18 protein-coding genes are annotated in these 16297 nt (G+C 52.8%); 8 read left to right on the top strand and 10 right to left on the bottom strand.

Annotated elements, in window-relative coordinates:
- From ACMZ66_RS10415 to ACMZ66_RS10380, 8 genes are all read right to left on the bottom strand, one after another.
- A complete protein-coding gene (locus tag ACMZ66_RS10415; RefSeq protein ID WP_416937079.1) occupies positions 1-726 on the bottom strand; it encodes an OmpA/MotB family protein in 726 nt (241 codons plus the stop codon).
- A gap of 42 nt (positions 727-768) precedes the next feature.
- Entirely contained in the window at positions 769-1590 is an 822-nt protein-coding gene (locus ACMZ66_RS10410) for a hypothetical protein (RefSeq protein WP_416937077.1), read from the bottom strand.
- A gap of 11 nt (positions 1591-1601) precedes the next feature.
- Entirely contained in the window at positions 1602-2243 is a 642-nt protein-coding gene (locus ACMZ66_RS10405) for a protein phosphatase CheZ (RefSeq protein ID WP_416937075.1), read from the bottom strand.
- Between the two features lie 35 nt (positions 2244-2278).
- Positions 2279-2665 (bottom strand): response regulator, encoded by a 387-nt coding sequence (locus ACMZ66_RS10400; RefSeq protein ID WP_114098493.1) that lies wholly within the window; start codon positions 2663-2665, stop codon positions 2279-2281.
- A gap of 221 nt (positions 2666-2886) precedes the next feature.
- Complete coding sequence (locus ACMZ66_RS10395; protein ID WP_416937073.1) at positions 2887-3594, bottom strand: MotE family protein; 708 nt, start codon at positions 3592-3594, stop codon at positions 2887-2889.
- A 151-nt stretch (positions 3595-3745) separates the two neighbouring features.
- On the bottom strand, positions 3746-4450 hold the full coding sequence (locus ACMZ66_RS10390; RefSeq protein WP_416937071.1) for a DUF6468 domain-containing protein: 705 nt from the start codon (positions 4448-4450) through the stop codon (positions 3746-3748).
- Positions 4450-5595, bottom strand: coding sequence for a flagellar motor switch protein FliM (gene fliM / locus ACMZ66_RS10385; RefSeq protein ID WP_416937069.1), 1146 nt, complete (start codon positions 5593-5595; stop codon positions 4450-4452). The genes ACMZ66_RS10390 and fliM overlap by 1 nt, the downstream gene beginning before the upstream one ends.
- 42 nt (positions 5596-5637) lie before the next feature.
- Positions 5638-6174: a flagellar basal body-associated FliL family protein gene (locus ACMZ66_RS10380; RefSeq protein ID WP_416937067.1), complete on the bottom strand. Its 537-nt coding sequence runs from the start codon at positions 6172-6174 to the stop codon at positions 5638-5640.
- A gap of 452 nt (positions 6175-6626) precedes the next feature.
- Here ACMZ66_RS10380 and ACMZ66_RS10375 point away from each other — a divergent pair, with 452 nt between their 5' ends.
- From ACMZ66_RS10375 to flgH, 4 genes are all read left to right on the top strand, one after another.
- Positions 6627-7400: a flagellar hook-basal body complex protein gene (locus ACMZ66_RS10375; RefSeq protein ID WP_416937065.1), complete on the top strand. Its 774-nt coding sequence runs from the start codon at positions 6627-6629 to the stop codon at positions 7398-7400.
- Between the two features lie 67 nt (positions 7401-7467).
- Positions 7468-8253, top strand: coding sequence for a flagellar basal-body rod protein FlgG (gene flgG, locus ACMZ66_RS10370; protein WP_416937063.1), 786 nt, complete (start codon positions 7468-7470; stop codon positions 8251-8253).
- A gap of 111 nt (positions 8254-8364) precedes the next feature.
- Entirely contained in the window at positions 8365-9375 is a 1011-nt protein-coding gene (gene flgA, locus ACMZ66_RS10365) for a flagellar basal body P-ring formation chaperone FlgA (protein ID WP_416937061.1), read from the top strand.
- Positions 9376-9481: 106 nt separating this feature from the next.
- Positions 9482-10255 carry a flagellar basal body L-ring protein FlgH gene (gene flgH, locus ACMZ66_RS10360; protein WP_416937059.1) on the top strand — a complete coding sequence of 258 codons (774 nt, stop codon included), beginning with the start codon at positions 9482-9484 and terminating at the stop codon, positions 10253-10255.
- 245 nt (positions 10256-10500) lie between these two features.
- On the opposite strand, the gene dksA is transcribed toward flgH, so the two are convergent.
- Positions 10501-10917 (bottom strand): RNA polymerase-binding protein DksA, encoded by a 417-nt coding sequence (dksA, locus tag ACMZ66_RS10355; RefSeq protein WP_416937057.1) that lies wholly within the window; start codon positions 10915-10917, stop codon positions 10501-10503.
- Positions 10918-11067: 150 nt separating this feature from the next.
- Entirely contained in the window at positions 11068-11511 is a 444-nt protein-coding gene (locus tag ACMZ66_RS10350) for a flagellar assembly protein FliX (RefSeq protein WP_416937055.1), read from the bottom strand.
- Positions 11512-11884: 373 nt separating this feature from the next.
- Here ACMZ66_RS10350 and ACMZ66_RS10345 point away from each other — a divergent pair, with 373 nt between their 5' ends.
- From ACMZ66_RS10345 to flgK, 4 genes are read left to right on the top strand one after another with little or no spacing between them, the layout of a single operon-like run.
- On the top strand, positions 11885-13033 hold the full coding sequence (locus tag ACMZ66_RS10345; RefSeq protein WP_416937053.1) for a flagellar basal body P-ring protein FlgI: 1149 nt from the start codon (positions 11885-11887) through the stop codon (positions 13031-13033).
- A 2-nt stretch (positions 13034-13035) separates the two neighbouring features.
- Positions 13036-13380 (top strand): rod-binding protein, encoded by a 345-nt coding sequence (locus ACMZ66_RS10340; RefSeq protein ID WP_416937051.1) that lies wholly within the window; start codon positions 13036-13038, stop codon positions 13378-13380.
- 3 nt (positions 13381-13383) lie between these two features.
- Positions 13384-13845, top strand: coding sequence for a hypothetical protein (locus ACMZ66_RS10335; protein WP_416937050.1), 462 nt, complete (start codon positions 13384-13386; stop codon positions 13843-13845).
- Positions 13846-13862: 17 nt separating this feature from the next.
- Entirely contained in the window at positions 13863-16271 is a 2409-nt protein-coding gene (flgK, locus tag ACMZ66_RS10330) for a flagellar hook-associated protein FlgK (RefSeq protein ID WP_416937048.1), read from the top strand.
- Positions 16272-16297 lie beyond the last annotated feature (26 nt).

The following is a 16297-nucleotide window of genomic DNA, read 5'->3' as shown; positions in this document are numbered from 1 at the left end:
TTACGTGCCTCCGATCCCGCTTCCGCTATGAGGCTCGATTACAATGTCGACCCGGCGCGCCATTGTAAATCGCGCCTCCTCATCGAGGAGTTTGGGAAGCTGGTCGTATCTTGATGCCGCAAATCCGTAAATATTTATGTAATCTGTGTAACCGGATCGCTTTAATTCGTTCGCGACGGCTCCGGCACGGGCCAGCGACAATTCCCAGTTTGATGCATATTGTCCCCGACCGCTTAACGGACGCGGGTCTGTATGCCCCTGGACACCAATTCGGTTACCGATGTTTCGCAACACCCCGCCCAACACGAACAAGGCCTGTTGCGCCTTCGGCGTCATGTCCGAGCTTCCTGCGACAAACAAGATATCACCGGGCAGCGAAATCACCAATTTATCTGCATCACGCGACATGCGCGCATCGCCCAGAACCGGGTTGTCATCAATCGCGTCGTCGATCACCGCACTCAGGTAATCAAGATTCATCGCAGGTTTGCGATAAACACGCGGAATATTGAGATTGGCAACAGGCTCGTCGCTTTCTTCTTTTGGTGATGGCTTGATGCTTTGTGAAAGCGCATCCACAACCTCGTCCCAACGGTCAATCTTGACCTTGGACATGGCAAACAGCATCACAAAGAAGGTCAGCAGCAGCGAAATCAAATCCGCAAGGCTGAGCATCCAAACCGGCGGCCCACTTGGTTTGTTATCGCGTTTGATTTCGTCACTCATCAGCCACCTCCCCCGGCTTGCGGGCCGAGCGGGATCGGCTGATTAACAACAGGCTGATTTCGCACCGGGCAGCGGAATGCTCATGCGCTGGGGAATAAATTGCCCGGCTGACGGCGCAGCACCGTTCGTACCACCAGAGGAACCATTGCCTGATGGCGTCAGCGTCGGCTGATTGGATGTCCGTTCGATCGGCTCAGGCGGTTCTTTTGGCCCGAAGTTCCAGAAGAAACGGAAGGTCGCAATAAACGGGTCTGCACCCGGATCAATCCCGACATAGAGATGATCTTGTGGCGCACCGACATCAATCAGTTCGCGGGCGAATGAACCTGCACGCGCGATCTGAAGGTTGTTTTCGATTTCAATCGTGCCCTTGGAACCAAGCTGACTGCCCATCACCATTTCCATATCGTAAGACGCATAGCCTTCTTCATCGGCCAGCACCTCTGCCAGCTGTTCCATGAAGTTTGCCTGTCTTTCGCGGATCAGGATTGAATTGGGATCAAACAGCTGATCGACATGCATGATGATTTCCATCAGCTTGCCGGGCTGGATCACCTCGACACGGACGACCTTGATCGCTGTATCAAACAAATGACCAAGTTTTTCCTGGGTGTCTTCAGCTGCTACAACCGGACCTTCGATTGAGGTCACGGTTTGCAGACTGGTCGTTGGCGGAAGAATAGCCGCAAAGGCAGAGGATAAACTTTCCTGCACTTCGCGGGTTTTGACCTCTTCAAAGGTCGAGATGGTATTGAGCAGAATGAAGAAGGCCAATAGCAGAAGATAGAGCGCCAGAAACAACGCCACAGCCCCGTTCGCAGGGGGTGTTGGTGGTGTAGGTCCGTCGTCCTCTATCTCCGCCATGTCAACGCCACTTAGTTAAACATCGCGTCGATGTCAGCCTGTGAAACGCCTTTGCCTTCAAGCTGTGGACCGTTCAGCAGAGCCTCTTCGCCTTCGGCTTCTTTTTTCTTTCTCGGATTAGCAGCAGCATATTTGGCAATTTCGTCACCAAATGCAGTAACCAGACCTTCAACACGCTCTTCAATAGATTTAAGCGCCTTGATGACCTTGGTCGTACGCTGTCCGGTAATATCCTGGAAGTTACAGGCTTCATAGACGCGCATGGTGGCGTTGGTAATGATCTCGGCCTGTTCTGGCGGCAGGGATCCTGCGAATTCCTCAAGCGTATCCATCGCATCGAGAATTTCATGGGTTGCCCCGGCCGTTGCATCCACAATCGCATCGAGTTCATCGGTGGCGTTCGGGATGTATTCAGCCTTGATATCGTCCGGACGGAGTGACGCGATTTCCGATTTCATCTTTCGAATGATGCCGGAAAGCTCGTCAAGTTCGCCAAACAGGCGTTGCTGGTCTTCGGTCGGCTTTTCACCCATGAAGCGTGAAAGCTGATCCATCAGCTCAGAGAGCTGCTCAACTTTCAGATCATCGCCTTCAAGTCGCTTGCGAAGATCGTTCAACAGCTTCCGAAGTTCGTCCTTGGACGCTTTGGACATAGCGGTATCGCGGGACTGATGCCCCGCGCTCCTGATCAGAAATCACCAATAACCGTCTTCATTTTACCCTTCAACGTTTCAGCGTTGAACGGCTTGACGATGTAATTGGATACGCCTGCTTTTTTCGCCATGACAACGTTCTCGGTCTTGGCTTCAGCAGTAATCATGATGAAGGGAAGGTCCTTCAACTTGGCATCAGCGCGGACTTCCTTCAAAAGCTGAAGGCCCGTCATCGGCTCCATGTTCCAGTCAGAAATAACAAGACTGAACGGAGCTTCACGCAGCTTGCGAAGCGCCATGCTGCCATCGGTTGCTTCTTCAATATTCGTAAAGTTGAGCTGCCGCAGAAGGTTACGGATGATACGCAACATCGTTTTGTAATCATCCACAATCAGGATCGGCATATTCGGATCGACGGCCATTCACAACTCCATCAGCTATCTGATCTCCCACCCTTGTCACGGTATCCTATACGATGTGACAAGGCCCCTACATAATCGTGATGTACATATTTAATATTGGTTAATCAAGGTTTTTAACCCAATATCAAACCCCGCCATCACATTGGCTCTTCTCATTAAATTGCCAGTTCGGTCACTGATGAAACGACAATCGCACCGGCAATTCTTCGTCATTTTGCCGCCTATTGCAATGGCAGCATGTTGATGTCTTGTTTATAGGCCAATTCAGCGGTCAGAGCGCGCGCACGATCCGGGGTCATCTGCGACAGCACGGCAGCGGTATTTGCCTCGCGCATACCCAAGGCAACCTGCAGCAGGATATCCATATCAAGATCATTCCAGATGCGCGCTGCATCCTTTGGCTTCATCTTCTCATAGACACTGATCAGCTTCTTGATGCGATCGTCTTCTTGGACTTCCTTGGTTTCAACCAAACCTTCGATGGCTGACTTCAAGGATTTCATTTCTTCGATTTTGGCATCAATACGTGCTTCTGCGGCCGCGATCAGGCTTTCGCGCTCATCAAGGCGTTGCTCCTTGCGGTCAAGTTCACCACGGCGCACGGAAAGGTTCTGAAGCAGATCAATCTCTTCCTGGGTAAACAGGGTGGGATCGCCACCAAGCGTTGGCGGCACGTCAGACACATCCCCCTCCATGGTCATGCCAGCCGGATCATCCAGCCCCGGATCACCATTTTCAGGGGTCGCAGCTTCTTCAGCGGTGGGTTCGGTCGCCGGTGCTTGTGCTTGCGCCATTTGCACCATGCTCACACCGGTTTTCTGAACGGTTTCGGTGTCACCCGATCCACCCGAAAACAGGTTGACCACCCGCATCGACAAAACCATCAGGCCGACCAAAACGACCAACGGCAAAATACGCACACCAGACATTCACTCACCCAAGCATTACGGCACTTTGTGCCTATGCTCCTTCTCGCTTGATTTCTCGTTATTCTATCAGAATGACGTCACACTCTTTAGATAAAAAGAAAACTCATAATCTCAAGGCCGCGAAAGATACGGCAATCTCGTTTCAAAGTCCCTAGCGGACAGAGCGAAGGGCTGCGAGCAACTCACGTTCTGCTTCAGATCGACCGGCATCTTCATCCTGATCATAGAAGTCAGACCCGCTTGATCCATTGCCCAGTGACGGCTCCTCGCGATCGAAATCACGATCATAATCGCGGTCATAATTGTCATCTGCCGGGCCTTTGGATCCGCGCTCGATCTCGCCCATCATACGTGCGGCAAGTTCTTCGGCTCGGGTTTCAACACCCACCGTATCGCGATCATCAATGATATCGGGACGATCCTTGACCGCGCGCATCATACCACCAAGGCCGCCTGCACCGGCTTTCTTCGGCGCATTTACACTTGGCGCATCATCGACCTTAACCGATGCTGCGCCAGATGTACGGCGACCGGCATTAACGTCACTGGCGGCCTTTTCCAGACGATTGGCGATGCTTTCACCGCGATCGACCATGAAGGTCAAATCTTCGTTCAAGGCACCGGCTTTTTCGATATCTTCACGCAGCTTCTCGCCCGATTGCTCGGCCATTTCCTTTAGCGCCGTGATCGAGGTTTCCGCACGTTCGTTGGCCGCATTAAACGCGGTCAGAAAATTCTGCATGTCTTCGCGGCTACGACGAAACGCCGCAAGCTTGCGGTTCAGGATAATCGCATAGACGATCGTTGCTGCCAGCAGCACGATCATCACCAGATCCAGATAGAACGCGAAGTCCATTACTTCTCTTCCTCGTTAATGCGCGCGCGATCTCGAACCTGAATTGCGATCCTGTCACCCTTGCGCCCCATCAACCCCTTGAACAGTGGAACATCACCGCAGCGTACTTCGACAGGTGACGTCGGACCGGTATTAAGGACCAGACGGTTACCAACTTCAAGATTGATCACATCGCCCAGCGCCATCACCTGTTCGTCAAGCACTGCTAACAGGTTAACATGGGTCTGCCACAGTTCATTTGCGAGGTGGTTTTCCCAAATGGAGTCACGACCGAACTTCTCACCCATGAACATCTGCAGCAGAAGCTCACGAACCGGCTCCAGCGTCGCATAAGGGATCAGAAGCTCAAGCCGACCACCACGGTCTTCCATATCGATGCGAAGCTTCGCAACAATTGCGGCGTTCGCATGTCGGGCAATGGTGGCAAAACGCGGGTTTGTTTCAAGGCGCTCGAACCGGAAGGTTACCGGGCTCAACGGGTCAAACGCCGCCGAAAGATCGCCCAGAACCACGTGGATCATACGTTCGACAAGGTTACGTTCGATCGTCGTGTAAGGACGGCCTTCAATACGCATTGCCGCTGTACCACGACGACCACCAAGCAACACGTCCACGATCGAATAGATCAGCGCTAAGTCAACCGTCAGCAGGCCATAGTTATCCCATTCCTCAGCCTTGAATACGCCAAGCATGGCGGGCAGCGGGATCGAGTTCAGATAATCACCGAAACGCAAAGACAGAATGTTATCAAGCGACACTTCAACGTTATCAGACGTAAAGTTACGCAGTGAGGTCGACATCATACGCACGAGACGGTCAAACACGACCTCGAGCATCGGAAGTCGTTCATAGGCGACCATCGACGAGTTGATGATCGCCTGAATACCCGATTGGTCGCCTGCACCCGAACCATCGTCAAAGCCAAGAAGACTATCGATTTCGTCCTGGTTCAGAACGCGCGCAGATGTGCCGCCGCCCATGGCGTCGGCCATATCGTCACCGCCGCCATCGTCACCGTCATCATCGCCGAGCATGGATTCCCATTCGGCGGCCATATCCTCGCCGCCGTCGTCTCCACCATCCCCGTCTCCCGCCATGGCTTCCCATTCAGCGGCGAGAGCATCATCATCGTCTTCATCAGCCATTTGCGATTGCTTCCTGAGTTTGGCATTCGCACTGCTACAAGCTTATTGTACCAGCATTTCCTTAAACAGAACGTCGTTAATTTTGGCCGGTTTCGCGGCAGCACTGACGCGGATCAACAATTCTTCACGCAGTCGGAACATGCCTTCGGATCCGGACAGATCTTCGGGGCGCAATTCCCGAAGGTAAACCTGGAAGTTGTCAACAATGCGCGGCATCATCTGTTCGACCTGCGGCAGCATCGCCTGATCATTGACTTCCAGACTTACCCGAATTTTCAGATAGCTTTGTTTGCCACCACTTGTATTCAGGTTCACCAGAATTTCTGGCAAATCGACAAAACCGACATTTTCGGGAACGCCGGGCGCGTCTTCGATTAAGTCTTCAGAAATGACTTCCTCGGTTTGCGTACCATCACCGCCCGTGAGCATATCAATCACCGGCTGCAACAGCCCTGTGAAATAGGCCGCAGCCGCACCGCCCAGCAGAAGCAATACCAGCAAGATGACAACGACCAGCATCTTCTTGCTTCGGCCACCGCCACCAGAGTCCATTTCTATTTCGTCGACTTCGTCGCCCATCTCTTCGCAATTTCCCGCGCTTAAGGTTCTGTCGTCATACCATCCCGGTATATTCAGCAAACACTGTGCCGGATTAAAAGCCATAACGCTATCATGTTAAAAATCCGTTGCGCTTGAAGCCTCTAACCAATCCAAAGCCGGATTAACTTTTGATATCCCTTATATTTGATATCGCAGCATCTGCGGTAAAAGGCCTGCCGAAGTGTGATCGGAATAAATTGCCGCTTCGAATGAACGCTGTTCGACTTAAACCAGATCAGGATCATCGCACTCGGAAAACTTTTTCCAGCAAGCGGCTTCACGAAACGAACTCTCTGGGTAAATCACCAGGATCATGCCCGGCAACAAATGCCGAACTTACATTTTAGTGTTAATTTTCAATATGATAAATGAATTGGCACGCCATTCGCATTTCTGCTGGGGAAGTTACAGCCCCCAAAGGGAAATCGACTATGGAAAACGTATCATATATTGCGCTGTCCCGTCAGAAGACGCTTCGCAGCATGATGGATAACTTGTCGCAGAACATGGCAAACATGAACACGACCGGTTACAAAGAACAGCGCATGATGTTCACCGATTGGGTCGCGAAAAACCGCGATGCCCCATTTCGTGGAGAACGCGAGATTTCCCTGGTTCAGGATATTTCCCAGTACCGCAATACGACGGTGGGCAATATTGAACATACCAACCGACCGCTTGATGTGGCGCTTAGCCAGCCTGACATGTTCTTTGCGGTCGAGACCCCGACAGGTACGCAATTTACCCGCAACGGTAACTTTACCCTCGACCCGGGCGGACAGCTGATCACCAATGATGGCTATCCGGTCCTGAGCGATGCGGGGCAGCCGATGTTCTTTAACGAGGCGGATGGCCAGATCGAAATCAAGGGTGACGGCACGGTTTCCACCGATATTGGCGAAGTCGGTAAGCTGCAGGTTGTTACCGTTGATAACGTTCAGAGAATGATCGTCACGGGTGACACCCTTTATCGCGCACCGGTGGAACTGGACGATGACGGCAGCGAATATGAAGTCGATGTCGAAATCGTTGAAAACCCCGGCATTGTTCAGGGCGCACTTGAGAAATCCAACGTCAATCCGATCAGCGCCATGACGCAGATGATTGATGTTCTTCGCACGTATCAATCCGTTACGCGGTCGCTCGAAAGTGAAAACGAGCGCCAGCGCAACATGATCAGCAAACTCGGGGATGTTCGCGCCTAATCGGCTGCTGCCCCCGACCATATGAGAATTCAAGCGCAATGGTTTGCGCAATCGAAGGAGAAGACAGATGCGGTCACTTGATATCGGCGCGTTGGGCATGCAGGCCCAGTCCACCAACGTGGACGTCACGTCGCACAACATCGCCAACATGACCACCACTGGCTATAAACGCCAGCGCGCGGAATTTCAGGATTTGCTTTATCAGGATATGCGCCGCGCTGGTTCGCCATCTTCTGATACTGGCACCATCGTTCCGACAGGTGTTCAGGTTGGTCTTGGTGTTAAAACGGCTGCAATCGGTCGTTACATGGGTCAGGGCACACTGACCCTAACCGAGAACGAGCTTGATATCGCCATTCAGGGCCGCGGTTACCTTCAGATTGACCTGCCGAGTGGTGAAACTGCCTATACCCGCGATGGTACGCTCAAACTTGATGCGAACGGCGCATTGGTCACCAAGGATGGTTATGCTGTTCAGCCGGGGATTACGGTTCCGGCCAACGCCACCTCGGTCACAATCAACACCAATGGTGAAGTTTTTGCCGAAATTGATGGTCAGGTTGCCCTTCAGAACCTGGGCCAGATTCAGCTTGCCACCTTCATCAACCCGCCGGGCCTTGACGCCCTTGGTGACAACCTGTTCCTTGAGACCGAAGCATCTGGTCAGGCAAATACCGGCGCACCTGGTGCGGTTGGTTACGGTACCGTTCAGCAGGGATATCTTGAATCATCGAACGTTAACGTGGTTCAGGAAATCACCAACCTGATCAAGGCACAGCGTGCCTATGAAATGAATTCCAAATCAATCTCGACCACTGACGAGATGATGAGCGCAGTCAGCAACCTGCGATAATGCAAGGCGCTGATACAGGCTTTGATTTTGCGCAAGTCGCGGTCATATATATCGCGAACTTGCGCAAACTGTATTTACGCGATGTATACCGTTCCGTGGTATAGTAGGCGCATGAAGATAAAGAAAATAATCCTCTCGCTCGCGATACTGTCTGCTGTATCTGGCATGAGCCTTCTTGGCGGCGGTGCACATGCGCAATCCTCGCAAGGGTTCAATTCGCGCAACAATGCTCAGCAACCAGCGGCAACGATCCTGCTGAAACCGGAAACACTGGTTGACGGGCAGTATGTCACGCTTGGGGATCTATTTTCCGGCATTGACCCGCAGCAGGCTGATATCGCCGTGGCCCATGCGCCGCAACCGGGCAAGCAGGTTGTTCTCGATTATCGCTGGCTTTATGGCATTGCCCAGCGCAACAACATCAACTGGCGTCCGCGCACGACAGCTGATCAGGTTCTCGTGACACGCGCCAGCCAAACCATCACGATGGATGAAATCCGCGACGCCATTCAAGTCGCCATGATCGAGCAGGGTGTGCCACGTCCGTTCACCATTGATCTATCAAGTGAAAATCTGCAAATTCACCTGCCAACCGATGCCTCGAACGAAATCGATGTCAGCTCGGTCGAGATCAATTCACGCACCCAGCGGTTTGTCGCCAGTGTCACGACCGGTGCCCGTACAGCCCAGCAGCGCACCTATCGCATCAGCGGCAAATATTACCCGCTTTCGACCATACCGGTTCTGGTGGAACCGGTATCACGCGGCAGCATTATCCGCCCTGATCAGGTTGAATACCGTGATTTCCGCAGCGAACGGGTTCCCAATGGCGCGATCCGAGACATTAATGACGTGATTGGCAAGGAAATCATTCGCCCGACCAATCCAAACGAACCGTTGATGTTCCGTGATTTTACAAGCCCGATCCTGGTTCGCCGCGGATCTTTGGTCACCATCCGCCTTGTAACCGCCAATATGTCACTGACTGCACGTGGCAAGGCGCTTGAAAATGGCTCAAAAGGCGATGTTATTCGCGTTATGAACCAAACAAGTAACAAGACGATCCAGGTCGAAGTTGTTGCGGAAAATGAAGTCCGCGCTTTGCCTGCGATGTCCCAGTAAACCCAACAAAACTGCCACCCCGGTACCCGGCAAGCTTTTCCTCTATTTCATGCCAATAACTGGCACGATCCTTGCGAAGATAACCGCAGGAACCCAGGAGGAACTTATGCCCGGTAAAAACAGACAAATTTCTTGGCGACGCATCGCCCTTGTCAGCGGATTGATTGGTGCCACCGCACTGCTTTCTGGCTGCAACGCAATGAAGCGACTTTCAGAAGTTGGCGAACCGCCGAGGCTTTCGAGCATCGATAACCCGACACAGTCGGAAAACTATCGCCCGGTCAGCTTGCCGATGCCCGCACCACAGGTCGCGGAACGCAATCCGAACTCGCTTTGGCGTTCCGGCGCCAGATCCTTCTTCAAGGATCAGCGCGCCAATCAGGTCGGTGACATCCTGACGGTCGTTGTCGAAATGTCCGACAATGCCAACCTGTCGAACAACACTTTGCGGTCGCGCACGAATTCCGAGGACTTGGCCGTTCCAAACCTGTTTGGCCTTGAAGCCGAACTGACCGGCGTATTGCCCGAAGCAATTGACCCCACAGCAATGGTCGGCATGAACAGCAACTCGTCAAACCGCGGCAATGGCACACTCGACCGTACAGAGGCGATCAGCCTTCGTGTCGCAGCCCTTGTAATTCAGGTTTTGCCGAACGGAAACTATGTCATTCATGGCCGTCAGGAAATCCGCGTGAACAGCGAAGTTCGTGAAGTCCAGATTGCTGGTGTGATCCGTGCTGCAGATATCAGCTCTGCGAACGAAGTTGATTACGACAAGATTGCAGAAGCACGTATTTCCTACGGCGGACGCGGGACGATCTCGGATGTTCAGCAACCGCGCTATGGCAGCCAGATCCTCGATATTGTCCTGCCGTTCTAAGCAAATATCGCATTCCTGACTGATCCTGCTTCTGGGTTCCTGTCAGTCAGAGCGACACGTATAGAAGACCACCTACGGGTGGTCTTTTTGCATTTGATCATGGCTCAGAAACGGAAAAAGCCCGACCTTTACGGCCGGGCTTTAGATCTTGGCTATCCCTAACCAGCAATCTCCCACTATGCCATGTCATTGCATGACCGGGATCGGCTTTGCCTGATCCTCTATCTTTTTTACACCCGTCGCGATCAATCGTCGCGGCGTGTGCGCTCCATCCGTTCGTGGCGTTCCTGAGCTTCAATGCTCAGTGTCGCAATCGGACGAGCTTCAAGTCTTTTCAAGCTGATCGGCTCGTCGGTTTCTTCGCAGTAACCATAAGATCCGTCTTCAATTCGACGCAAAGCAGCATCAATTTTTGAAATAAGCTTGCGCGCCCTGTCACGTGTACGCAGCTCAAGCGCCCGATCAGTTTCAGCCGACGCACGGTCGGTCAGATCCGGCTCTTGGAGCCCGCCATCTTGCAGGTTCGCTAATGTTTCCGAAGATTTGTGCAAAAGCTCTGCCCGCCAGGTCAGAAGTTTCTGCCGGAAATATTCCCGCTGGCGCGGGTTCATGAACTCTTCGTCCTCTGCAGGACGATAGTCAGGTGGTAAAGTGATAGTCATGTATGCCCTCTATACAGGACTCATCGATCGCGCGGCAATATAGAGGGAGCACGCCAAGCGTGCAAGCCGATTGAACAAATAAATCCTGATTTACGCTCTAACCGGCAGAAATCTGCGATTTTTCACTGTAAAACACTGCAAATTTAACTATCAAATGAGCCCTGAAACTTCCAGTTTCGCAAGCTCAATGCGCGCACGCATGTCAATCTCGTCAAGAACCGCAGAAAGTTCAGGATCGTCAATTGCTTCGCGTTGCTGATCGACAAGACCGACAAGTTGCTTCAATCGGTCACCAGATAGCTGACCACTTAGCAAACCGTCGCGAACGGCTTCAAGTTGCTCAAGCAGGCTTTTGGCGCGCAGCATCGCGGCCTTCTTCGGGGAGTCCAGCGCATCGCCACTTTGCTGAAGAGCCAGCAATGCATCAAGCGCACTGACCGAGCCGGTGCTATGCACCCCACCCGAACCGCTTGCACCACCAGATAAGTCAAGTGAACGCATGGTATCGGCAAAACCGCTACCGCCAGACCCACCAGTCGCTTTTTTGCGGGATGATCCGCTCGTACCGGCAGCCTTGGAACCGCTAACCTTCATGACCCGTTTCCGTTCTATTGTGGTAAACTCAAGCAATATTCATATGCAATCTGATCGCCTGTGAAACCAAGGCCGATCACCACATGGCCGATAAAGGCCATGCCTGATGGGATTGCATATCATGAGTCTCCCTTAATCCCGGCAAGCGCGCAACGGGAAAAAAATGCCGGGTTGCGGTGGTTCAACGCCAAATGTGCCAGCAGGGCTTGAGCCAAACCGCAGGAATGCAAGGAATCCGGCGAAGAGTATGGAGACATCCAGGTTCCCCCGAACTTGGCACGATTTTCGCTAATGTGTCGGGTAACGCGATTGAACATATCCATCGCCCATTTGCCGGATGCCATGCATCCCAAAGTAAAGCGGAATGAAAAGTATGATCACAGGTCTTGGCAAAATAGCACGCAAAGCGACGATGACAGTCGCACTGGGTATGCTCGCCCTGACGCAGCTTGCCCCTGCCCCGGCACACGCACAGTCCCGTATCAAGGACATCGCCGATTTCGAAGGCGTACGTGACAACATGCTGGTTGGCTATGGTCTTGTGGTTGGCTTGAACGGTACCGGCGATGATCTGGGCGATGCAGAATTTACCCGTCAAAGCATGGTCGCCATGCTTGAACGACTGGGTATCAATGTCCGCGAACAGATTGAAGACCTTGAATCAGATAACATTGCAGCCGTTATGGCAACCGCAACCCTGCCGCCATTTTCGCGTCAGGGTGCACGTATTGACGTTAACATCAGCGCGATCGGCACGGCCGAAAGCCTTCAGGGTGGTACGCTCCTTGTGACCCCGATGGTTGGTGCGGATGGCGAAGTTTATGCTGTGGCCCAGGGCAACCTTGCGGTTGGCGGTTTCTCGGCCGGTGGCGATGCGGAAACGATTGTCAAAGGCGTTCCGACCTCTGCACGTATCGCCAATGGCGGGATTGTTGAGCGTGAAATCGACTTTAACCTAAATTCCATGCAGGACATGTCCGTGATCCTGCGCAACCCGGATTTCACCACCGCACGGCGCGTGTCCGATGCAATTAATGCCTACCTTGGTGAAGTGACTGCACGCGCAAGTGACCCGGGTACTGTTCGCCTGGCCATTCCGGAGCGTTACGAACAAAACGTCGTTGCCCTTCTGACCGATATTGAACAGCTCCGTGTTGAGCCCGATCAGATCGCGCGTGTGGTGATTGACGAAAACACAGGCACCATTGTCATGGGCGAGAATGTCCGCATCAACCGCGTTGCGATTGCCCAAGGCAACCTGACCATCCGCGTCACCGAAAGCCAGCAGGTTTCGCAACCGTCGCCTTTCTCGGAAACCGGCACTACGCAGACGGTCGACCGCACCAACATCGAAGTTGATGAAGAAGACGACAATCAGCTCGGGATCATGGATGGCGGTGTCAGCCTGCAGGAACTTGTTAATGGCTTAAACAGCCTTGGCGTTGGCCCGCGCGACATGATCACGATCTTGCAGGCAATCAAGACGTCTGGCGCCCTTCAGGCTGAAATCGAGGTGATGTGATGATGACCGACGGCTCCACCGCATTGATGGCGCAAGCCCAGGCCAGCGCACAATACGGATCACAGAACAACATCGCCGCGCGGATGAATTCGCTTACCGATGGTCACATCAAGACCGAGGCCGAAGCGCGAAAAGCCGGTGAAGAATTTGAATCGATGTTTCTTGGCCAGATGCTGAGCCATATGTTTGCAGGCATCGAAACCAACGAGACGTTTGGTGGTGGCCACGGCGAAACCATGATGCGTTCGATGCTGGTCGAAGAATACGCCAAAGAGATGACCCACGCGGGTGGCATCGGAATTGCAGATGCTGTTACACGCGAAATCCTCAAAGTCCAGGAGGGGTAAAAAATGACCACCCAAGATCTGGTTACCGAACTGAAAAGTGTGACTTATGACCTGATGTCCCTGCTGGAACGTGAAACAACGGGCTTGCGGTCACTGACCTCAGATGAATATGAGCAGTTCCTGTCGGAAAAATCTGCCCTGTCGATGCAATATGAGCAGATCGTCGTCAAACTTCGTGGCCGCGGTGAAGAACTCCGCGCCATGCCAGAAGAAGACCGCGCCGAACTTCGTGCGCTCCAGGCAGAATTCCAGGAAGCAGCACGCCGCAACATGAATGTGCTTCAGGCGGCAAAGGCGACCAACGAACGCATGGTTCAGGCGATTGTTCGCGCAGTTAATGACAAGTCGAAGGAAGACTGCACGACCTACACACGTTCTGCCAAAACCAGCAAAGCATCGCTCGGCGGTTATGGACGCACGATGAACAAAACCGGTGGCGCATATAGCGTCAATGAAACGCTCTAAGAGTAAAGGCGCGTATCATGTCACTTACCCAGGCACTCAACACAGCGATCTCTGGCCTTAACACGGCCCAGTCCCGCATTGCGATCACGTCGTCGAACATCTCGAACGTGAACACTGCTGGCTATTCAAAAAAGATCGCCGGTCAGGAAACCCTGACCCTTGACGGTATTGGTGCCGGTTCGCAAGTGGCCGACATTTACCGCAACGTCAACGAAGGTCTGGTTCGCGAGCTACGCGTTGACCTTGGCAAGGCAGGCCGTGAGGAAGCACGTTTTGAGTTTTTCCAACGCGTTCAGACTTTGTTTGGCACGCCGCAATCTACTGCAGCGATCAGCCAGCGCATCAACGATCTTGCAGATGCGTTTGAACAGCTGGGCGTAACACCAGACCAGAACTCACCGCGCATCGAGGCGATTGAAAGCGCAATTCAGGTCATGGAATCGTTTGAAAAGCTCTCAAGCCAGCTCCAAGACATGCGCGACGACATCGATGATCAGATTACCGATGAAGTCAACTCTGCCAACTCGTTGCTGAGCGAGATTGCAGATCTCAATACCGGCATTATTCGCCTCAAAAACCTTGGCCAGCCAACAACTGAGTTGCAAGATCAACGTGATCAGAAGCTGAATGAGCTCGCCAAGATTATCGATATAACGACTTTCACACGTAGTGACGGCTCGATGGTGATCTATTCGGCCAATGGCGCGAACACGCTTCTTGATCGCACCCCCAGTGAATTGACATTCACCCAGACCGCCGGCTTTGAGCCTGGCACTGGCGGATCTGGCATATCACTTGGTGGCACGGACATCACTGACACACTGCGCACAGGTACGTTGAAGGGCCTGTTTGAAATGCGCGACTCTGAAATCCCGGCACTGAACGACCAGATCAATGAACTGGCCGGTGAACTTCGTGATGCGATCAATGAAGAACACAATAAGGGCACGGCCTTTCCGCCCCCCGCGAACCTTTCTGGCAATCGCACAGTTGCAACCAGTGACCCGCTGACCGCTACAGGTGCGTTCAGGGTAGCGGCACTTGATGCAGACGGCAATCTTGTCGCGACCGACAGTTACGCAGACATCACCCTGCCAACCACTCCAGCAACAGTCCAAGGGATAATCACCGCAATCAACAGCTCAGACGCAGGCACTTACCTGACTGCGTCGCTGGTCGATAACAAATTGGTGATCGAAGGCCAGAATGGCAACCGCGTCGCGATCAATGAACTGGACAGCCAGATTACGACCAGTGACGGCCGCCAGCAGGGCATGTCGCACTATTTCGGTTTGAACGATTTCATTGCAACAGCCAAAAGCGCTGACACGATTACGTCCGCACCGCAATCAAGCTCGACGACGGCGATTGGCGCAACAGCAAGCTCATTCACTATCACAGCAGGAAGTGGCGTTCTGGTAGGCGGTATCACCGTTAACTACACAGCGACAGACACACTCGAGAACATCAGAGATAGCATTCGTACGGCTCTTCAAGGCGCTGGCATGACAGCCGCTGCAGCTGAGGAAACGGCGTTCCTGGTCGAGGACGGTGATCGCTTCCGCTTGGTCATTGACTATACAGCCAACATCACAATTAATGACTCTGGGACTTTGGCGACAAAAATCGGCTTCACCGAAGATCAGCCGAACTTGGCCGGCAATATGAACGTTGCTCCCGCTATTCAAAATGACCCGTCGCGTATTGTTCGTGGCCAGATGAACGCAGACACCTATGCGACGTCTACTGCAGTCGTTGACCCAAATTCGGCAATTCCGAACCTCGGGCCGCTGGTTCCCCCTCCGCTCAACTATACATTGACTGTAAGTGGTGACTTTACCGACGTTAACATCACATATGACAGTAACACATCGCTGCAGGATATTGCAGACAGCATCAATAATAGTGCGACACTGACTGACAACAACATTACAGCAGCAGTTGTATTTGACAGCCAAATTGGTGGCTACAAACTGAATGTCGTGGACGCAGATGGTGATGCTTTTTACTTCAGTGACAGCGGACTTCCGAATGCGGACGCTTTGACAACAGTGATTGGACTTGGGATCAACTTTGGCGTTCACGAAGGCGACAACAGCTCAGCACTCGCAATCAGTAACGCGTTTGAACGCTCGGACATCAACTTTGAAGCTGCTGGCGGTCTGTCTGGTGAGCGCACCTCACTGACTGATTACGCCGCAGGCATCGTTGCAACCGCTGCAACCAAAACACAGGTTGCAGAGAGCTCGTTCGAATTTCAATCAAACCTGGTTACAGACTTGAGCGTTCGAATTCAGAACGAAGCTGGCGTCAACCTTGACGAAGAAATGTCAGACCTGATTATCTTTCAGCGTGCGTATACGGCATCAGCCCAAGTTATCAGCACGGTTGAAGATATGTTTGATGCATTGCTCAATGCAGTTTAAAATGAGCAAAGGAAAGTGAGAGCATC

Origin of the sequence: Thalassospira sp., assembly GCF_048059015.1 — a bacterium.
In the GTDB taxonomy this organism is placed as follows: domain Bacteria; phylum Pseudomonadota; class Alphaproteobacteria; order Rhodospirillales; family Thalassospiraceae; genus Thalassospira.
Note: the sequence above shows the minus strand (reverse complement) of the source record. Positions and strands in the feature narration are given on the sequence as shown.